12 protein-coding genes and 3 pseudogenes are annotated in these 19,836 nt (G+C 58.7%); 9 read left to right on the top strand and 6 right to left on the bottom strand.

Translation table 11 applies throughout. From position 1 onward, the window contains the following. Nucleotides 1-55: 55 nt before the first annotated feature. Nucleotides 56-634, top strand: coding sequence for a hypothetical protein (locus J4G43_RS45275; protein WP_011084521.1), 579 nt, complete (start codon nucleotides 56-58; stop codon nucleotides 632-634). A 30-nt stretch (nucleotides 635-664) separates the two neighbouring features. Here the strand turns inward: J4G43_RS45275 and istB are convergent, their stop codons facing one another. Together istB and istA are read right to left on the bottom strand one after the other, a co-directional pair. Then, entirely contained in the window at nucleotides 665-1,426 is a 762-nt protein-coding gene (istB, locus tag J4G43_RS45270) for an IS21-like element ISFK1 family helper ATPase IstB (protein ID WP_011090937.1), read from the bottom strand. 18 nt (nucleotides 1,427-1,444) lie between these two features. Further along, nucleotides 1,445-2,872: pseudogene (gene istA / locus J4G43_RS45265) on the bottom strand (IS21-like element ISFK1 family transposase); the annotation flags it as partial. 70 nt (nucleotides 2,873-2,942) lie between these two features. Here istA and J4G43_RS45260 point away from each other — a divergent pair. Continuing rightward, nucleotides 2,943-4,211 carry an IS256 family transposase gene (locus tag J4G43_RS45260; protein ID WP_038968105.1) on the top strand — a complete coding sequence of 423 codons (1,269 nt, stop codon included), beginning with the start codon at nucleotides 2,943-2,945 and terminating at the stop codon, nucleotides 4,209-4,211. Between the two features lie 797 nt (nucleotides 4,212-5,008). Here J4G43_RS45260 and J4G43_RS45255 read toward each other — a convergent pair. From J4G43_RS45255 to J4G43_RS45245, 3 genes are all read right to left on the bottom strand, one after another. Next, nucleotides 5,009-5,395, bottom strand: a complete 387-nt coding sequence (locus J4G43_RS45255) for a response regulator transcription factor (RefSeq protein WP_014497989.1) — start codon at nucleotides 5,393-5,395, stop codon at nucleotides 5,009-5,011. Nucleotides 5,396-5,479: 84 nt separating this feature from the next. After that, entirely contained in the window at nucleotides 5,480-6,163 is a 684-nt protein-coding gene (locus tag J4G43_RS45250; RefSeq protein ID WP_011084526.1) for a response regulator transcription factor, read from the bottom strand. Then, nucleotides 6,160-8,829, bottom strand: coding sequence for a PAS domain-containing protein (locus J4G43_RS45245; RefSeq protein WP_011084527.1), 2,670 nt, complete (start codon nucleotides 8,827-8,829; stop codon nucleotides 6,160-6,162). The genes J4G43_RS45250 and J4G43_RS45245 overlap by 4 nt, the downstream gene beginning before the upstream one ends. 869 nt (nucleotides 8,830-9,698) lie before the next feature. Here J4G43_RS45245 and J4G43_RS45240 point away from each other — a divergent pair. Further along, nucleotides 9,699-10,763, top strand: a complete 1,065-nt coding sequence (locus J4G43_RS45240; RefSeq protein WP_011084514.1) for an IS630-like element ISRj1 family transposase — start codon at nucleotides 9,699-9,701, stop codon at nucleotides 10,761-10,763. A gap of 122 nt (nucleotides 10,764-10,885) precedes the next feature. Here J4G43_RS45240 and dctA read toward each other — a convergent pair whose 3' ends face one another. Then, nucleotides 10,886-12,202 (bottom strand): C4-dicarboxylate transporter DctA, encoded by a 1,317-nt coding sequence (gene dctA / locus J4G43_RS45235; RefSeq protein ID WP_011084529.1) that lies wholly within the window; start codon nucleotides 12,200-12,202, stop codon nucleotides 10,886-10,888. 1,107 nt (nucleotides 12,203-13,309) lie between these two features. On the opposite strand from dctA, the gene J4G43_RS45230 reads away from it, so the two are divergent. From J4G43_RS45230 to J4G43_RS45205, 6 genes and pseudogenes are all read left to right on the top strand, one after another. Continuing rightward, nucleotides 13,310-13,921 carry a molybdate ABC transporter permease subunit gene (locus J4G43_RS45230; RefSeq protein ID WP_011084530.1) on the top strand — a complete coding sequence of 204 codons (612 nt, stop codon included), beginning with the start codon at nucleotides 13,310-13,312 and terminating at the stop codon, nucleotides 13,919-13,921. 645 nt (nucleotides 13,922-14,566) lie between these two features. After that, nucleotides 14,567-15,658 (top strand): hydrogenase small subunit, encoded by a 1,092-nt coding sequence (locus tag J4G43_RS45225; RefSeq protein ID WP_208088708.1) that lies wholly within the window; start codon nucleotides 14,567-14,569, stop codon nucleotides 15,656-15,658. Between the two features lie 13 nt (nucleotides 15,659-15,671). Next, nucleotides 15,672-17,463 (top strand): annotated as a pseudogene (locus J4G43_RS45220) (nickel-dependent hydrogenase large subunit). After that, on the top strand, nucleotides 17,426-18,160 hold the full coding sequence (gene cybH / locus J4G43_RS45215) for a Ni/Fe-hydrogenase, b-type cytochrome subunit (RefSeq protein ID WP_011084533.1): 735 nt from the start codon (nucleotides 17,426-17,428) through the stop codon (nucleotides 18,158-18,160). The pseudogene J4G43_RS45220 and the gene cybH overlap by 38 nt, the downstream one beginning before the upstream one ends. 61 nt (nucleotides 18,161-18,221) lie before the next feature. Next, nucleotides 18,222-18,793 (top strand): annotated as a pseudogene (locus J4G43_RS45210) (HyaD/HybD family hydrogenase maturation endopeptidase). Between the two features lie 2 nt (nucleotides 18,794-18,795). Further along, complete coding sequence (locus J4G43_RS45205) at nucleotides 18,796-19,086, top strand: HypC/HybG/HupF family hydrogenase formation chaperone (RefSeq protein WP_011084536.1); 291 nt, start codon at nucleotides 18,796-18,798, stop codon at nucleotides 19,084-19,086. The last annotated feature ends 750 nt before the right edge of the window (nucleotides 19,087-19,836 follow it).

The following is a 19,836-nucleotide window of genomic DNA, read 5'->3' as shown; positions in this document are numbered from 1 at the left end:
CTGCAGGCTCGCGCCGGTTCGCCGCCTGCTCAAGGTCGGCATTGGCCATGCGATTGTGGCCGTCTTCGGATGGTTGCCGCTGAAGGCCGTGCTGCAGACCTCGAGCGTTGCGGCCGTGGTCAATGCCAGGATCGTGACGTTGCGCTCGCCGATTGACGGCACCGTGAGCGCGAAGCCGCCGCAAGGCTCGACGCAACTCAGCGTGGTCCATGAGGGCGACGCGATCCTTCATGTCGTCAACGCGCGTGGCGATCGCGTGCGGCTCGACGATCTTCGGCGGCAGATGTCCCGGATGGAAAATGAGCGCCCGAGTTTCGCCGCCAAGCTTGCGGCCGCCGAGACGGCGCAACAGGACCTCGCCCGCCAGGCGGCCCAGTTCCGCGACGGTCGCATCCTCCAGCTCCAGGCGCGCATTGCCGAAATCCAGTCGGCGATCGAGGCCGCGGCCGCGCGACGGGAGAAGGCAGTGGCCGCCGTCGAGCGGGCCTCGTCACTGATCAAATCGGGCAGCGTCTCGACGGTCGAAATGGCCCGCCTGACGCGCGAGCAGGCGATCGCCCAGCAGACTGCGGATTTCACGGATCGTGAGCATCGATTTCGCGCGATCGTGAGCACTGAATTCAGACGATCGTGAGCAGCCCGCTACGGCCGATGGGAGATAGAGTCAGTGTTCTGGTTGGCCGTCAAGGGTGATGGTTTTGGCGCTGCGTTTTCGCATGCTTTCTCCGGTGAGCTGGAGGCGGTGGGCGTTGTGGACGAGGCGATCGAGAATGGCGTCGGCGACCGTGGGGTCCCCAATGGCTCCATGCCAGGTGTCCACGGGGAGCTGACTTGTGACGATGGTGGATGCGCGGCCATGGCGGTCCTCGAGGATTTCGAGCAGATCGCGGCGTTCCGCGGCGGTGAGCACCGATAGTCCCCAATCATCCAAAATCAGAAGCTGAGCGCGGCCGAGGCTTTTGAGGAGCCGAGCGTAACGTCCGTCTCCGCGCGCGAGCGCGAGCGCCTCGAACAGCCTTGGAACGCGATGATAGAGGACTGATCGGTTGTCGCGGCAGGCCTTGTGGCCGAGCGCGCAGGCTAACCAACTTTTGCCCAGGCCGGTTGCCCCGGTGACGAGCAAATTCTCGTGGCGATCGATCCAGCGACCTTCGACGAGTTTGGCGAAAACGGCGCGGTCGATGCCCCGCGGGGTGCGCAGATCGACGTCCTCGACGCAAGCAGTCTGGCGCAGTGCGGCGATCTTGAGGCGCGTGGTGAGCCGCCTGGTGTCGCGTTCGGCGGCTTCGCGGTCGACCAACAGGCCGATGCGATCTTCGAACGGCAGGGCTTCGAGATCGGGCGATCGGCGCTGCTCCTCGAAGGCCTTGGCCATTCCGGTCAGGCCAAGCTCGATCAGCCGTTCGTGGGTTGGGTGGTTAAGCATGCCGGGTCTCTCCTTGCTTCAGTGGAAGTAGTCGCGTCCGCGGATATTGCCGTGGCGCAGGGGCTGGTGCTCGAAAGATTCGTCGAAGAACGTGCGATCGAGGCCGTTCTGGAGGATCGATCTAATCGAGGCGACGGAGCGCGCCTTGATGAGGATGCCCCTCCGGCAGGCTGCGTCGAGGCGTTCGGCGCCGTAGCTTTTGACGAGCGCCAGAATGCCAAGGCAGGTTCGAAAGCCTTGTTCTGGATGGGGCCGGGCGTCGATCACGGCCTGGAAAAACGCTGCTGTCGAAGGACCGATCCGCTCGCCGGCGGCGATCACCGCGGCGGGGGTCCATTTGCCGTAGCGGCGATGGGCGCTCGGCATGTGGTCGGCGATGGTGGTGTGTCCGCGTCGGTTGGGCGCGCGGGCATGGCTGGCGATCCGCTGGCCCTTGTGGAAGATCTCGACCGTCCGATCGTCGATACGGGCATCGACCAGCTCGCCAATCAGACGATACGGCGCGGAGTACCAATGGCCGTCGACCTCGACATGATAATCGGGAGCGAGGCGGCAGCGCTTCCAGCGTGCGAAGGCATAAGGCTGATCTGGCAGCGGGGTTAGCTTGGGTTTGTCGAGTTCGGCAAACAGTTCGGCGCGGCTTGAGCCGAAGCCACGCATTTGACGAGCATTGAGTTCGTCGACGAGTGTCTTGATGGCGGCGTTGAGCTCGGCCCGGGAAAAGAAGCGCTGATTGCGCAGCCGGGCCAGAATCCAGCGCTGGGCGATTTGCACCGCGACCTCGACCTTCGCCTTGTCTTTTGGGCGCCGCGGCCGTGCGGCGAGAATGGCCGTGCCGTAATGGCTCGCCATCTCGGCATAAGTGCGATTGAGGCCGGGATCGTAGCGGTCGGGGTTGCTGACGGCGGCTTTGAGGTTGTCGCAGACCACGAACGTCGGCGTTCCGCTCAAAAACGTGAACAAGTTGACGTGGGCCCGGATCCAGTCGGCCAAGCTCTCGCTGGGGCAGGCCTCGGCGTAGGTGTAGTTCGAAGCGCCCATCGCCGCGACGAACAGCTTCATCGGCTGCACTTCCCCGGTCAGCGGATCGACGATGTCGATGGTGTCGCCGGCGAAATCCACGAACACCTTCTCGCCGCCCAGATGAATCTGCCGCATCGAAGGTCGGACCCGCCCCTTCCAGGCCTCGTAGGTAGTGCAGAACCACGTGTACCCGAAACCGTCGGGATTAACGGCGCGATACTCCTCCCAGAGCAGGCGACGGGTTACGTTGCGCCGGCGGAGCTCTTTATCGATGTAGCTCCAGTCGGGCACCGGCCGCTGCGGGCTCTGAGACGCTGGTCGTGGGGCCGGGAAAAGCAAAAGCTCCAGGTCTTCATCGGTCATTCCCTCCGGAAGCGGCCAGCTCAACCCAGCAGACGGAGCTATGCGGGAAACTGGGTGATGACGGAATGAGATAGGCGGCGTATCGAGGCGGGTGTCGAGCCTGCCAGAACCTCAAGGAGAGCGATACGCCATGAACGAGCATAGCAACATTGTCCCACTGCGTCAGCCCGATGAGATCGACGATCCACTGACGAATATTTTGCGATCTGGTGCTCGGCAGCTGCTTGCGCAGGCTGTCGAGATGGAAGCCGAGGCGTTTCTCGCCGCGATGAAGGGCTTGAAGCGTCCCGATGGCCGCGACCGCCTCGTGCGGCACGGCCATGGTCCAGTGCGGACGATCCAGACGGGGATCGGCGCCGTCGAAGTCGCCCGGGTAAAGATTCGCGATCGCGCGGTGACCAGCGATGGCGAGCGGATCCGCTTCACCTCGGCGATCCTGCCGTTGTGGGCACGGCGCACGAAGAGCTTGGATGCACTTTTGCCGGTTCTGTACCTGCGAGGCATCTCGACGGGCGACTTCCAGGAGGCGCTGGCGGCGCTCTTGGGCAAGGATGCGCCGAATCTTTCTCCGGGGGTGGTTTCCAGACTGACGACGGAGTGGCAGCTCGAGTACGAGCGTTGGCAGAAGCGCGATCTGTCGGCGCGCCGGTACGTATACGTGTGGGCGGACGGCGTCTTCCTGCAGGCTCGCATGGAAGACCACAGCGAATGCATGCTGGTGCTGATCGGCGCGACGCCGGAAGGCAAGAAGGAACTCATCGGCTTCCAGGTCGGCGTGCGCGAGAGCACGCAGAGCTGGCACGAACTGCTCGTCGAGGCGAAAACCCGTGGGCTGAAGATCGCCCCGGAAATCGCCGTCGGTGACGGCGCGCTCGGCTTCTGGAAGGCGCTCGACGAGGTCTTTCCCGCCACGCGACATCAGCGGTGCTGGGTGCACAAAACCGCGAATATCTTGAACAAAGTCGCAGTGTCGGTACAGGCCAGCATGAAGAAGGATCTGCGCGAGGTCTATTTGGCGTCCAACCGAGCTTCGGCCGAAGTGGCGATCGATGTCTTTGCCGAGAAATACGGAGCGAAGTACGACAAGGCGGTCGAGTGCCTGACGAAAGATCGCGACGCAATGCTTGCGTTCTACGAATTCCCCGCCGAGCATTGGGACCACTTGCGGACGACGAATCCCATCGAAAGCGTGTTCGCGACGGTCCGGCACAGAACGGTGCGCACGAAAGGTTCGTTATCGTCAACGACTGCCAAGTTGATGGTGTTCAAGCTGCTCTGCGCCGCATCAAAGACCTGGCGGCGGCTGAAAGGCACAAATCAGTTGCCGAAGGTCAGCGCAGGTGTCAGATTCGAAAACGGCATCGAGGTCATCCAAGTGCCGGAAAACCACGCCGCCTGATCGCCTCGTCACCCAAAATCCCGCATAGCTCAGACGAACTTAGGTTACGTTCTGACACAGGAGACATCAATGCTGTCTCCTCGGTCCTCCTTAGCTTAGCAGTTGCTGACTGATTTGTTTGCCTTAAGAAATTGGGGGCTACAGTACAAACCAGTTGCTGCCGATGCTCGCTGCGGCGAGGACACCTGTGTGATAGCCCGGCCGTGGTGGGGACGTGTTGCGCCGAGCACGTTTGACGGGTTGGACCAGAGGTCTGCCACACATGATGTGGGAGCTTGACGATAGCCGGCGCGCTGGGAATCGATAACGAAGCGGCGGCCCTATAGACAAGTCCAACCCGCACGCGTCAGCGGACGTAACAATTCCTTGGGCTGGGCATCGTTCAAAGCGCTTTCACCGGAAAAGCGGTGACCAAGACATGAGGGGCGTCCTGGCGAAGCTCCATTTCGTCGTCACCGCGGCTGGGCTGAGCACAACCAATCTCGTGCTTGCCGAGCGCTCTCGGGAACCGCTCTGCAATGGAGCATATAGCTTCGCTCCAGGTGGAGTTAAATGCTAGGGGCGCTGATCGCTCTGGGCCGGCATTACTTTGATCACGACCTGGAATGAATCGAGCCGGCGTACCCTCCGTCTCTCGCAAGGTCAAAGGTTGTTTTGCAGCCGACAGTAGCCGGTAATGCTTTGGCGGGCAAGAATTAGCTCCTAATAACGTTAGGGCAGGTCGCGGTTCCGGCCGCAAAGAGGTTGCCCGGTGCGTGATCGTCGTTAGATCGGACAAGAACGCGCAGTTGATCGAATCAGATGCGGCCTCGGTCGCCATATGCCTGCAGTGCGCTGTCGAGACACTTGAGTAACTCTTGTACGCCGAATGGTTTGGCGAGGAAGCCGATCGCTCCGGCGTCCAAGGCTGACGCGCGTACGCGCTCGTTGGGGAAAGCTGTAATGAAAATGAAGGGTGCTTGGTAACCACGCGTCCGCATCTCTGCCAGCAGCTCCAGCCCGCTCATCGCTGCCATCTGCACATCAGTTATGACGCAGGATATCTCGTTCAACCGCGGCGACCGCAGGAGCGCCTCGGCCGAGGCAAATATCTGCACGACGTAGCCACGCGATTTCAAAAGGTTTTCTGTCGCCGCACGGACCGAGGGGTCGTCGTCAACGACGGAAATCAAAGGCGTGGACAAGATGAGCCCTCCCGACGCAGTACAGCGGCTGCCAAACCGTCAGCCACTTTCGCGAAAGTGGGCTTAAGTGATGGAATTGTAAAATCATACTTGGGTTTGTTCAGTGTGATTGGCGCTAATTCCGAGCGTCTCGCTCATTCTGATCAAGTCAGCCAGCGAGCGGGCACGCATCTTTTTCATTACGTGTCCCCGGTAGATCTTGACGGTGATCTCGGCGAGCCCAAGTTCGGCGGCTACCTGCTTGTTCATCAGCCCCGTCGCGACCAGTTTCATCACTGCCTGTTCTCGCGGGCTTAGGGTCTCAAATAGAGATTTCAGGTTCGCCACGGTTCGCTGAGCTTCTCGTCTTTTGCGATCGCGTTCGGTCGCCGCAACGACGGCATCAAGCAGTTCCTGATCGCGGAAGGGCTTGCTGAGGAAATCGACCGCGCCTCCCTTCATGGCCCTGACGGTCATGGGAATGTCGCCATGGCCGGTAATGAAGATGATTGGGATGTGTATGTTCAACCTGGCGAGCTCGGTCTGGTAGTCAAGGCCGCTCAGGCCCGGCAGCCGGACATCAAGAACTAGACAGCTTGTGACGTCCGGCATTGTGCTCTGCAGCATTTCACGGGCCGATCCGAACGCCACGACCTCCAAGCCTACCGATCGAAAAAGGTTCGTAAGCGAGCGACGCATAGAGATGTCATCCTCGACGACAAAGACGATTGCCTTCGTCGAAGCCTCGGTATGTCCGCCTTGGCCTCTCCAGTCAAATCGTCCTGTCACGAGATGGCCTCCTTATGCAGCGGAAGGGCAAACTGGAACGTCGCGCCCGGTCCATTTTTCTGAACCACTGAAATTCGTCCTCCGTGAACTTCCACGATCGACCGGCAGATCGAAAGGCCCATTCCTAGGCCGCTCGATTTGGTGGTGAAGAAGGGGTCCAAGACGCGGTCCGCGTCATTCTCGGCGATCCCGACGCCGCAATCGGTCACGGAAAGCTGCACGTACCCCAGATCGTCCGTAGATGATTGAATCAGAAGTTCACGCGGCCGGTCTGTAACTGCGTCCATGGCCTCGATTCCGTTCATCACCAGATTGATGATCACTTGTTGTAGCTGAATTCGATCACCGAGGACCCTAGGCAGCGCAGACGCCAACTCGCTTCGCAACGTCACTTGGTGGCTCACCAGCTCTCGTGTTACCAGCGCGCTGACGTCCCTAACCACCTGATTAATGTCGAGCGGCACCATCTCGATCTCGCCCTTTTTCGCGAGTGCGCGAATACTACGGATCACCTCGCTTGCCCGGATTGCATCTTCTATGATCCATTCGACTGAAGAGCGCGCGGCTGCAAGATTGGGAACATCGCGAGCCATCCAGCCGAGGCACGCATCGGCGTTGCTGAGGATAGCGGCGAGTGGTTGGGTTATCTCGTGGGCGATAGAAGTTGTCATTTCTCCCAAGGTCGTTACACGCGTCACATGTGCAAGCTCCGCCTGTGCCTTTCGCAGCTCTTGTTCGGCCTGATCAGCGCGAATGGTAGCGGTGATGTCAGTGCTGACGCCGCGATAGCCCAAAAAATTTCCGTTTCCGTCGAAGAAGGGCTTGCCACTAGTGCGGACGTAGATCGGAGATCCCATCCTATTTACGGTACGGTAGATGAGATCCCGGAACGGCAGGTGTGCCTGCAACGTCGCCCGATGCTGACGCCACTTCTCCGGTTCTTCTTCCATGTCGCACGCGATGTCCCAGCGAAGCAGGCCCGTTAACCCTGTCGCCAAAATTCCCGCAGCGCTGGTGTGCTCGGACAAGTGAGTGACCCGATGATCTGGCCCGGTTTCCCAGAGCCAGTCGGAAGCAGTCTCGGCATAGTCGCGAAAGCGCTGTTCGCTCTCGCGCAGCGCTACAAGCGTGTTTTCCAAGCGTTCCCTAGCTGCGTGTTGCTCGGTAACATCCATATGTGTTCCGATCAGCTCGCTGACATTACCATCGCTGCCGACGACAACGTGTGCAACGGAGTGTATGCGCCTTATCCCGCCATCTGGCAGAATAACACGGAAATCATATTCGAACCGTTCGTGCTCCTGGTCAATCGCCTGACGCTGCACCTCCTGCAACCCTGGCAAGTCTTCCGGATGGATGCGCGATCGAATAGTCTCTAGCGAAACCGGCTCTTGTGGGTTAAAGCCAAACAGGCGGTCGACCTCAGCGGAGCGATAAACGAAATCTCGTGTGTGGACGTCCCAGGACCAGCTGCCTGTGTGAGTGAGATGCTGAGCCTCGGCCAGATAGGCCTCGCTTCGGCGCAACTGCTGTTCTGCTCGCCTAGCTGCCGTAATATCGGTGGCTGCCCCAACAAACTCAATTTCACCAGAGGCGGTTCGCGTGACTCGTGCCTGCGCATGGATGTGCTTCACGGAGCCGTCAGGTAGCAGCAGCCGGTACTCGTGCTCGAAATCCCTCAGGTCTCGCATCGCTTCATCGATAATCTCTTTGACAGAAGCCCTATCATCTGGGTGCGTGCGCTCAATGACGAGTTGTGGCGCCGGTGTCGTCTGAAGATCGATTTGGAAAATCCGAAATGTCTCCTTAGACCAGAAGGCCTCGCCGGTAGAGGCGTTCCAGCTGAAGCTGCCTGTATGACTCAACTCCTGCGCGTGAGCCAAATGCGCTTCGCTCCGCTGCAGCGCAAGCTCGGTCTGCTTGCGCTCCGTAATATCTTCGCACGCCATGAGGATGACGGGGCGGTCGCCGGCCCAAAGCATGGCCTTGGCGTTTTCACGCACCCACAATACAGAACCGTCCTTCCTGACTTTCCGGACGTCCCAAGTGCGCGATTGTCCAACATCCTCAAGACACGTCTGAATGCATTTGCGGACGAATGCGCGATCCTCCTCCAGAAATACGTCGAGCACGGATTGGCCCAATAGTTCTGCACAAGCAAATCCCAGTTGTGTCGCGCCCAACGTATTGACGTTGAGGACAATGCCGGCCTCATCGACCATGAAGTACATGGCTGGATTGTGCTCGAAAATTGCGCGCCACCGTTTTTCACGATCCTCCAAATCCGAGGCACTCCGCTGAAGCTTGGCCGCAGCCACACGTGCAGCCTCTCTTTCCTGGCGGAGTTTTCCAATCAGGTACGTTCCGACAACAGAGACAATAAGAAATGCAACAACCACAGGAACATCGCGGGGATCATCGATTCGTAAACTAAACGCCGGCGGCGCAAAGTAGTATGCGAGAGCAGCGATTGCGACGATGCAAAGCGCTGATGAAGCAATGAAGCTGCCCATCAACGAAAATAGTAAGACTACTAACAAATAGGCGAACGCCGCGGCGGCGAAATGCGCCTGAAAGTACACGCAAGTCAGTGTAACCGCGGCTAGCGCTATGCTGCCCAAGGTCAACTGAGGGGCTGAACGTTTGAAACTGCTGATCCTATACATTTTGAGACCGTCCGGCCTGTTATCCGGCGGGAGAGCTATAGCATTTTAGGCAAAAATGAGGCAATCTTGAACACTTGGGTCCGCATGCTAGCGTGTGCAAGATCGATCATCGGCTGCCGAACTCAGCACGCGCGGGGAAAAAACGCATTATAAACATACGTATATTTGTCCTAAACCTTTCAGTAGGTGTCGCTGACGCGACTTTAGTCGAAGCTGAAACGTCCGCTTTTGCGCATCGCTCGAGCCTACGGCCAATGCGCCCCATTAGGCCGCGGAATGAGGACAGTGGTTTCAGTTCAGCCGATAGGTTCGAAGGCGCGCCTCCGGACCGGCAAGGATCAGAAAAAAGCTGCCCAATGACTCGTCTCCCCGACACAGCCGCTCCCGCGAAGAAAGCGCAAGTTCGCCTGCCGACACAGAAGCCGGAGTCGCGCGAGTCCTACGCATCGTTCCAATCTTATCGCGCTTTAGCTGCGAAAAACTGGTTCCGCTGGAAGCGAGCGGCGTCGCAGAACGCAGGGCAGCCTCGTATGACTCGCCACGGCTTTGTCGAGTGCCATTCACGCTGATCACACCCACCATGCTCTGCTAACGCAGCGCGCATCGTAACGAGAACGACAAGCTGCGTCCGCAGGATCCCTACGTCGTCCTTAATCGCGTGAGGCAAGTGGAGCGACGTGCATATGGATCTTCGTAGGCGGACCAATACCTAGTCCGTCAGTCCCGTCATCGGCTTGGCAAAAATGTTGCACAAGCGTTCAGATGGCCGGTAGCCCTTGAGTGCGAAAGCGAAACCCTGAAAAAGCTCCTGCCTCTTTTCTCGCTAGTACCCACTTTTCTTGGAACGTGAGTCGTGATTCAAGGTCGGGATGATACCCGAAGCAAGAGAAGTCCACCTTTCGAGGAAAGATCGCAAGGTGCTTGAGGCGTGCTGTCGCTCACCGGTGACGTTGCAGCGCGATTTGAAGCGGGCGCGGATAGTTCTGTTGGCGGCGGATGGGCGCAGCACCCGGTCGATCGCCAAGGAAGTTGGGGTCCAGCCGCGGATTGTCAGCCTTTGGCGGCATCGCTATGCCGACCATGGCCTTGAAGGGCTGCAAGACAAGCCGCGGCCTGGCAAGCAGCCGATCTATACGAAGACGACCGACAAGCGGATTCTGAAGCTGCTGGATAAGCCGCCACCGCAAGGGTTTGCGCGCTGGACCGGCCCCCTGCTGGCCGAGGCGCTGGGCGATGTCGATGTCCAATATGTCTGGCGGTTCCTGCGCAGCCACAAGATTGACCTGGTGGCTCGCAAGTCCTGGTGCGAGAGCAACGACCCGAACTTTACGGCCAAAGCCGCCGATGTTGTCGGCCTCTATGTCGCGCCGCCGGCGAAGGCCATTGTGCTGTGCGTGGACGAGAAGCCCTCGATCCAGGCTTTGGAGCGAGCGCAGGGTTATCTGAAGTTGCCCAATGGCCGCGCCTTGACCGGCCAAAGCCACGATTACAAGCGGCATGGCACCACAACATTGTTTGCGGCGCTCGAAGTCGCCACCGGAAAGATCATCGCGACCCATTCAAAACGCCGGCGCCGCGTCGAGTTTCTCGATTTCATGAACAGCGTCACCGCGACTTTTCCGAACCGCAAGCTTCACGTCATCCTCGACAACCTCAACACCCATAAAAAGAACGAGGACTGGCTCAAGGCCCACCCCAACGTGCAATTTCATTTCACGCCGACAAGTGCGTCATGGCTCAATCAGGTCGAAGTATGGTTTTCCATCTTGCAGGGGCAGTCGCTCAGCGGCACCTCCTTCACGAGCCTCAAGCAGCTTCAGGAACACATCGATGCCTACGTCAACGCATACAACGACAGAGCCGAGCCCTTCGTCTGGACCAAGAAAAAGGTCCGTCAACGCCGTTTCAAAGGCCGCCGTATCACTCAGCTCTGATTCCGGGTACTAGCCTCTCAGGGGCAGCTGCCCTGGCTGCGGCGCGGAATAATGCTGTGCGCCGGAGAGCGCAGGGGGAGTATTCGTGTCCGAATGGCGGCTGTTCAGATCCGGGACCTACCTCATGTGCTTGTAGTGTCGATAGTAGTGGAAGCGGTGGACTTGTTGAGCCGAGTCTGCAGCGTCACGTGATCGAGCTCGCTTTCCCACCAGGATACGAACACAGCCGCGATGCCATTGCCGATGATGTTGGTGAGGGCGCGCACCTCGCTCATGAACTTGTCGATAGAAAACACGATTGCCATGCCCGGCACCAGAGCTGGGTTTACTACCGATAATGTCGCAGCGAGCGTGATAAAGCCTGCGCCGGTGACGCCGCTTGCTCCCTTCGAAGTTAGCATTGCTACTAGCAGGATCGTGAGCTGCTGGCCAAAGCTGAGATCGACACCGAGTGCCTGGGCAATGAACAATGTTGCAAGTGTCATATAGATATTGGTGCCGTCAAGGTTGAAGGAGTAGCCAGTCGGCACCACCAGCCCGACCACCGGCTTGGAGCAGCCCAGCCGCTCGAGCTTCTCCATCAATTGAGGGAGCGCGCTTTCGGAGGATGAAGTACCGAGCACGATCAGAAGCTCGTCTTTAATATAGATAAGGAACTTGAAGATTGAAAAGCCGACGAGGCGGGCGATCAGACCAAGCACGACTACTACGAATAGGGCAGCAGTCACGTAAAACAGCGCGATCAGACCGATCAGATTGCCGAGTGCTGCGGGCCCGAACTTGCCGACTGTGAAAGCCATGGCGCCGAAGGCGCCGATCGGGGCCGCTTTCATTACAATAGCTATTACCCCGAACACCGCGTGCGCGACGTCGTCAATCATGCCGCGCAGACGCTCGCCACGCTTTCCCAACGCCATCAGCGAGAAGCCAAAAAGGATCGCGAACAGGAGAACCTGCAGAACATCGCCGCGAGCGAAGGCGCCGACCACGCTATCGGGAATGATGTTGAGAATAAAGTCGACGGTTTTCGAGGCTTCCGCCTGCTTGACGTAATTGGCGACCGCCGCAGCATCCGGTTTGACCGCAAGGCCATGGCCAATCCGGACCAGATTGCCCATGGCAAGGCCCAACAGCAAGGCAAAGCTGGAGACGATCTCGAAATAGAACAGCGCCTTGACGCCGACGCACCCGACTTTCTTGGCATCTTGAATATGCGCAATGCCAGACGTGACGGTGCAGAAAATAATGGGCGCGATCACCATCTTGATGAGCTTGATGAACCCATCACCGAGCGCCTTGACCCAGTCGTTTGTGGCGACAGACGGCCATAGGCAGCCAACCATGGCGCCAATTAGGATTGCGATCAGCACCTGGACGTAGAGTATCTTATACCAAGCTTGCGACGCGCGCACAGGCGCCGCGGTTGCCATGGTGGTCATGACGCTTCCTTCCCGAATATACTCGAATGTGTGCCGCGGCTCGGTGAGAGGCGACAGTGTCATACGAGACTAATCATTATAGCCTTGCGCGATTGAAGACGCGTCCGAGAGCCGGCGCGTCTTTCCAAAGGCAGGCGTTTAGTTGCGTTGTCCTTTCTCGCTAAGCAAGATATGCACCAAATCCCAAACTGCGGCGGACTAAAAAGTCGCGGACAATGGCCTCCCTTCGGTGGCATCGGCTTGAGTGCTCTTAGCCGTGTTCGCAAGGTCGAACATTAGGCTGCAGCGTAGCGCGCATTAGCGGAATGCTGGAGTGTTGAGATCGTGCAGCAGTACGTGCAGTTGGTAAAATTGCTATTTTGGATTGAACGCATTTACCGAATGGAAGTCTGGCTAGGAGCTGCGTTGCCCGGGTAGGACCTCTGATGGATGACTGCGTTTTTCCGCAAGCGGCCAATCTCGTCGATGACGCGGCGTTTGTCTCCACGCCTGTGCTGACGATGTGCAAGCTAAGCCGGTCAGGGGAGCGGCCGTCGCTCGCGGCCCCTCGCGCCTTTGCCGCGTCGCCGAACCAGCCTTACGACGAGTTTTCAGCTACTTCGTTTGCGTAGCTGCCGACCGGCAGGCTTCTTGCGATCGGTTCAGCTACCGGCCCTGCGAGCACGGGATTTGAGCCGCCGACAAACCAAACAGGCATTTCTCGAGTCGAGTCTGCCGTTTTCGTTGGGCGGCTGTTGCTGTCCGCTTGGAAACAAAGATGCCAGAAACCTGACAAAGCGTTAGGTCCACTCCACGGTGACGTCGGCGTCTACGCAAAGTGCTTTCACATAAGCATAGCGCCGCCGCTGTTCGCACGTGGCACTCGAATTGCTGATGACAAATGAGAAGCTGCCGCCGTCGGGTGGGACGAAGCGGACTTGTCACAGGAGTTGCCGATGAGCCTTGCGATGCTGCTCTTGCTCGCAGAAACGGTGCGCGTAAATTTGGGGGACAGAGCGAGCTGCCGCACGAACAAATGGCTATTCGCACCACATCGCTGGGCAGCCCGACGTGCAGGCAATCACTATCGCGATACGGCGACCTGCGCTCGTTGGCGGGCTGACGCACATGGATTTTGATTCGTCAGAGATCTCGCAATCCATTGCGCTCACGATAGAGCTCGCTAGCGTGACGACCGTGATCCTCCTCGTGATTGGTGTGCCCCTCGCCTGGTGGCTGGCGCGTTCAAAGACTTTTCTGAGCGAGGCTGTCGCTGCGCTAATTGCCCTTCCGCTGGTACTACCCCCAGCGGCTCTCGGCTTTTGCGTACTCGTTCTGCTCGGCCCCGACGGACCCGGCGGCGTTCTCGCCTCTTTCTGGGGCGAGCGCACGCTCGCTCTTACCTTCGTCGGGATCGTGGTCGGATCGGTGCTCTCGGCGCTGCCATTGGTCGTGCAGCCGATACGTAACGCCTTTCTTGCGGTTGGCGATCACCCGTTGGAAATGACAGGGCGTGTTTCGCCATTGTATGGCTTCGTTGCTATCATCGCACCGCTGGCGCGACTGGAGCTCGTTAAAGCGGCCGTGCTTGGATTTTCTCACACGATAGGCACATTCGGCGTCGTGATGATGATCGGCGGAAATATTCCTGGACGCACCAAGGTGTTGTCGGCCTATGTCGTGGACTACGTCCAAGAGCCGCGCTGGCACGAGGAAGTGTGGTTGCCGCTGGTATGGTGATGTTCGCATTTGCGACAATCTTCACCTTAGCCATCATCGACAGACATTGTACCGGGCGAGGCAACGAATCATCTTAGGTTTGCCAGGGCGATCGCTCTAAACGTCCAGCCTGTCGCCGCGCACAGCCCCGTAGGCGACGAGCCCCTTGGAACCAGGGGCAGATCGGATCAAATCAGACCTAAAGTCAAGCCAACGTGCGCACCACATTCTCAGTCCCTTGCGGGCTCTGTTCCTTGCTCGGCAACCGCGTTGGTACGTGCTGCCTGCATTAGGTTCGATTATGAGCGCTTTAACGCACCGTTGGTCAGCGATCGGCAAGTCTGATTGAGGCCGGGCAATGTGGTGCCCGTCGACTGAACCAATTCTATTCAACAATCGGCATCATGAGTGCCGCCTGCAGGAGCGTAGTTCCCTTCAGCGGTGAACGATCGGCTTGATTTGTTAAAGTGCTCACATCGACGTCGAAAACTGGACACCAATAGCGTAGCAGATCAATGGCCTAGCTTCTGGGACGCTGGCCGGATTCGACAAGCCGAAAATCTTAAAGCGGTGGCTTGTTATCTTTCAGGTGTTTCGCTCTGCTGGCTTGTTTCTTGCCGAACATCACCAATCGTAACGCTGGCGACAACTCGCTTGGAAGGTTTCATGGGTGATGCAACGGAAACCTTCTACGGCGTGATCAGACGACAGGGTATCACGCGTCGCAGTTTCCTTAAATTCTGCAGTTTCACGGCCGCGAGCTTGGGGCTTGGTGCAAGCAGTATTGCGCACGCCCTGGAAACCAAACCGCGAGTGCCCGTCATCTGGCTGCACGGGCTTGAGTGTACCTGCTGCTCGGAAAGCTTTATCCGCTCGGCTCATCCCTTGATCAAGGACGCGCTGCTGTCGATGATTTCGCTCGACTATGACCATATGATCATGGCGGCGGCAGGACACCAGGCTGAGGCCATCCTGGAGGAAACCCGTGCCAGGTACAAAGGCGGATATGTGCTTGCCGTTGAAGGTAACCCGCCCTTGAACGAGGGTGGCATGTTCTGCATTGACGGCGGCAAGCCGTTCGTTGAAAAGCTCACGTCGATGGCGGAAGAGTCCATGGCGATCGTCGCTTGGGGCACGTGTGCGTCCTGGGGATGCGTGCAGGCGGCCAAGCCAAATCCGACTCGCGCGGTGCCGATCGATAAGGTGATCACCAACAGGCCCATCATCAAGGTGCCCGGGGGCCCGCCGATCGCAGAGGTCATGAGCGGCCTCGTGACTTTCATTACCACGTTCGGAAAGCTTCCAAAGCTTGATCACCAAGGGCGTCCAAGTATGTTTTATTCCGAGCGCATTCACGATAAGTGCTACCGGCGGTCCCATTTCGACGCTGGTCAATTCGTCGAAGAGTGGGACGACACCAACGCACGCAAGGGCTATTGCTTGTACAAGTTGGGCTGCAAGGGGCCAACCACCTACAACGCCTGTTCGGCCCTTCGGTGGAACGGCGGCGTTTCATTTCCCATTCAATCCGGCCACGGCTGTCTCGGCTGCTCCGAAGATGGCTTCTGGGATAAAGGGTCATTTTACGACCGACTCACGACCATCAAGCAGTTCGGCATCGAGCAGAACGCCGACGAGATCGGCATGGCCGCTGCCGGCGTGGTGGGGCTAGCGGTCGCTGCCCACGCGGCGGTCACCGCCGCGAAGCGGTTGAGGCACCGGCCGGATCGCCCTGCCCACAAAGGCAAGCCGAGTTGAGGAGGTAACGACGGTGGCCGTCCAGACGCCGAATGGGTTCAATCTCGATCGTTCCGGCAAGCGAATCGTTATCGATCCGCTGACTCGCATCGAAGGCCACCTGCGCATCGAAGCTAATCTCGATTCCGACAATGTGATCCGCAATGCAGTCTCAAGCGGGACGATTTGGCGTGGCATCGAAGTCATCCTGCGTGGGCGCGATCCGCGCGACGCATGGGCGTTCACCGAGCGGATTTGCGGGGTCTGCACCGGTACCCATGCGCTCACCTCCGTGCGCGCGGTTGAAAATGCACTAGGAATTACGATTCCGGAGAATGCAAATTGCGATCCGCAACATCATGCAGCTGTGCCTGCTCGTGCATGATCACCTCGTACATTTCTATCACCTCCATTCGTTGGATTGGGTCGACGTGGTCTCCGCCCTCAAGGCCGATCCCAAGTCGACCTCTACACTGGCGCAATCTATCTCGCCCTGGCCGCTGTCATCCCCTGGCTATTTCAAGGATCTACAGATCCGGCTCGGCAAATTCTTCGGATCAGGGCAACTCGGTCCGTTCAAGAATGGCTATTGGGGGCATCCGGCCTACAAACTGCCACCGGAAGCGAACCTGATAGCGGTAGCTCATTATCTTGAAGCACTCGACTTCCAGAAGGAGATCGTCAAAACCCAAGCGATTTATGGCGGCAAGAACCCGCATCCAAATTGGCTGGTGGGCGGCGTGCCGTGCGCGATCAACATCGACGGAATCGGAGCGGTGGGCGCAATCGGCATGGAGCGACTGAACATTATATCCTCCATCATCGACCGTTCGATCGAGTTTGTCGAGCAGGTCTATCTGCCCGACATTGCCGCGATCTTTTCGTACTATAAGGACTGGCTCCACGGCGGCGGTCTTTCGAGCAAAAGCGTGATGTCCTATGGCGATATCCCCGAAAAGGCCAATGACTGTTCCGGCGAGAGTTTCAAGCTGCCGCGCGGGGTCATTCTTGATGGCAATCTCAAGGAGATATTGCCGATCGATCATGGTGATCCCGAACAGATCCAGGAATTCGTCGCGCATTCATGGTATAAATACCCCGGCCATTGCTGCGGACTGCATCCCTGGGATGGTATCACCGAGCCGAGTTTTGAACTTGGGCCAAAACTCAAAGGCAGCAAGACAGATATTAAAGAACTCGACGAAGGCGGCAAATATTCCTGGATCAAAGCGCCGCGATGGCGCGGCCGCGCCGTGGAGGTTGGGCCGTTGGCCCGATACATTATCGGTTATGCGCAAGGCAAAGCCGAGTTCAAGGAGCCCGCCGAGAGACTGCTCAAGGGGCTCAATCTTCCCGTGACTGCGCTGTTCTCGACCCTTGGCCGTACTGCGGCGCGGGCGCTCGAATGCCAATGGGCGGCGCATCAGATGCGCCATTTCCAGGATAAGCTGGTAATCAACATCAAGGCGGGCAACACGGCAACTGCCGATATCAGCAGGTGGAGGCCGGAAACCTGGCGCAAGGAAGCCAAAGGCTACGGGTTCACTGAGGCGCCTCGCGGTGCGCTCGGGCACTGGATTACGATCAAGGACGCTAAGATTGACAACTATCAATGTGTCGTGCCGACGACATGGAACGGATCTCCTCGTGATTCAAGCGGCAATATTGGCGCTTTTGAAGCTTCGCTGATCGGCACTCCGATGGCCGATCCGCAGCGCCCGTTGGAGATTTTGCGCACCATCCACTCCTTTGATCCGTGCTTGGCTTGCTCGACGCACGTGATGAGTCATGAGGGTCAAGAAATGGCCTCAATTAGAGTTCGTTAGGCCCATGCGGAACAGGGCTCAGAAGTTTCTTGCCGCCGCCGATGCGGCACTGGCTGGTCGCAGCATCCGTGGGGGCACCGCCCACATTTATGCGCTGGTGCGACTCTGGCATTGGGCTAATGCAGCCGCGATTCTGGTACTGAGTTTAACGGGCTATCTTATTGGAACCGGGACACCGGCGATATGGGGAATGGCAAGCGGCGGTTTTCTATTCGGCTATATCCGCTTTGCTCATTTCTCGGCGGGATATGTACTCAGCGCCGGCTTTCTTCTGCGTATCTACTGGGCCTTGATGGGAAACGCGCACGCCATGCAGATCTTTTGCGTGCCGCTTTGGCGCCGGTGCTTTTGGCGGGAGTTGCACCACGAGATTCGCCGGTATTCGTTCCTTGCGGTTGAGCCTGAAAGGGGCCTCGGGCACAACCGCCTTGCTCAGCTAGCAATGTTCTTCATGTTTACGCAGACGATCACGTTCATGGTCGTCACCGGCTTTGCACTTTACGGGCAAGGTGCCGGTACTGACAGCTGGCAGTACAAGGTGTTCGGCTGGGTGTTTTCACTCTGGCCGAACAGCCAGGACTTTCACACCTGGCATCATCTCGGCCTGTGGGTGATCGTGATGTTCGCGCTGGTCCACATCTACGCGGTGCTCTGGGACGACGTCGTGTCGCGCCGCAGCTTCCCTTCTATCAAGTAGGTGAGCATTGGTTTGGCGATTGACTGGGAAGCGGATGCTCAATTGAACAGAGAAAAAGCGGATTTTGGTGCTCGGCATTGGCAATATTCTGTGGGCCGATGAGGGATTCGGTGTGCGTGCGGTCGAGGAGTTTCATCGTAGCTACGCGGTCGATGATACGTCACCGTTCTCGATGGCGGCACCCAGGGGCTCTACCTCGTTAGTTTTCTTGAGGGGGCCGACTGCCTGATCGTGTTCGACGCCATCGACTATGGATTGCTGCCCGGGCAGTTGGAGCTTGTACGAGATGACGAAGTGCCAAAATTCACGGGGGCCAAGAAGGTGAGCCTGCATCAGATGGGCTTCCAGGAGGTCTTGAGCGCGGCCGATTTGCTTGGCCGCCGCCCGCGAGAGCTCGCTCTTATCGGCTGCCAGCCGATGGATCTGGAGAATTGGGGCGGTCCGCTGACCGCGCCGGTGCGCTTTCAGATTGCCCCCGCGATTAGACTGGCCTGTAAGCTCCTAGAGCAGTGGGACTCGCCGGCAAAACCGCGGAGTGCGCCGCTGCCTGCATCAGAACGGCTGTTGGCGAACAATATTGACCATGCGAATTATGAAATGAAAGGCAGAGCCGATCTAGCGGCCTGCGGCTGATCATGTGCCTTGGCTTGCCAATGACGATTGTCGAGACCGACGGTGTCACCGCGTTATGCGAGTATGGCAATGAGCAGCGGCGCATCTCCGTCGTGCTGCTCGCTGATGTACGGGCCGGCGCCAAGGTGCTCGTTCATATCGACAGCGCAGTGCGGCTCCTGGACGAAAACGAAGCAAGGCTGATCTGCAAAGCACTTGACGGGCTTGAGGCCAGCCTCAACGGTCAGAGCTGCGATCGCTTCTTTGCGGACTTGATCGGTCACGAGCCGCAATTGCCGGAGCACCTACGCTAGCGCTTCCGCTCCCTTGCACCGGCTGGGGTTCTTCATAGACCGGATTCCAGTCGCAGGACCATCGGCTTGGACAACGTCAGGCGCTACGCCGTTGGGTCGAACGCGACTCGCGCACCTAGAGATGATTGGCATGCGCCTTGCTAACCGCCATGCTGGCAGAACCGATCATGATCAGAGAGGAGTGTGATGAAGTTGCAGCCGGCTCAGCATGCTCTGACACGGCCCGCTCCGTCCGACGACGTGGAGGGCGTTAGCGCCGATGCGCGCCTGGTCGCGCACGTTCCCAGGAAGGCGACCTTGATGCCGCTGCCGGCGGCTGATCCCCTACATATTCTGCGGATCAGTGAAGCACCCTCGCGCGGCCCTGGTGGCACACTGACCGGCCGGCCCGGCCAGCGTAGACTGTCGACGCCGCGCCTATCCCCGAGGAACAATATACTCTGCCTGATCGGCAAGAGACCGGATCGTTTGCTCACGATCAACCGCATCTCCTCACCGATCCTTTGGGCACTCGCCGGCAGCACCGGCGCCGGCAAGTGCAATACCCCTCGACACAGACAATGGAACATCGCATCGTGAAAGCAGCGATCCCCGTTGTATCTGGCGGCGCCGGCTGCGCGGCGAGCGGCTTTACCACAGGTTCTGGAACTCTCGATGTATTCTATCGCGGCGCGACAAGTGCGCTTGTCAATCGCGTTTGGCGGGTTTGCGACGAACGTGCAAGGAAGTATCCGAACGCTGCCCTGCTAA

The sequence above is a fragment of the Bradyrhizobium barranii subsp. barranii genome (assembly GCF_017565645.3).
Classification (GTDB): domain Bacteria; phylum Pseudomonadota; class Alphaproteobacteria; order Rhizobiales; family Xanthobacteraceae; genus Bradyrhizobium; species Bradyrhizobium barranii.
This window is presented reverse-complemented; position numbering and strand designations above follow the sequence as displayed.

Excerpts from the sequence above, each read along its gene's own strand:
- istB (WP_011090937.1), bottom strand. The coding sequence starts at position 1,426 with ATGCTTAACCACCCAACCCACGAACGGCTGATCGAGCTTGGCCTGACC.
- J4G43_RS45260 (WP_038968105.1), top strand. The coding sequence starts at position 2,943 with ATGAACGAGCATAGCAACATTGTCCCACTGCGTCAGCCCGATGAGATC.
- J4G43_RS45245 (WP_011084527.1), bottom strand. The coding sequence starts at position 8,829 with ATGTATAGGATCAGCAGTTTCAAACGTTCAGCCCCTCAGTTGACCTTG.
- J4G43_RS45240 (WP_011084514.1), top strand. The coding sequence starts at position 9,699 with ATGATACCCGAAGCAAGAGAAGTCCACCTTTCGAGGAAAGATCGCAAG.
- dctA (WP_011084529.1), bottom strand. The coding sequence starts at position 12,202 with ATGACCACCATGGCAACCGCGGCGCCTGTGCGCGCGTCGCAAGCTTGG.
- J4G43_RS45230 (WP_011084530.1), top strand. The coding sequence starts at position 13,310 with ATGGATTTTGATTCGTCAGAGATCTCGCAATCCATTGCGCTCACGATA.
- J4G43_RS45225 (WP_208088708.1), top strand. The coding sequence starts at position 14,567 with ATGGGTGATGCAACGGAAACCTTCTACGGCGTGATCAGACGACAGGGT.
- cybH (WP_011084533.1), top strand. The coding sequence starts at position 17,426 with ATGAGGGTCAAGAAATGGCCTCAATTAGAGTTCGTTAGGCCCATGCGG.
- J4G43_RS45205 (WP_011084536.1), top strand. The coding sequence starts at position 18,796 with ATGTGCCTTGGCTTGCCAATGACGATTGTCGAGACCGACGGTGTCACC.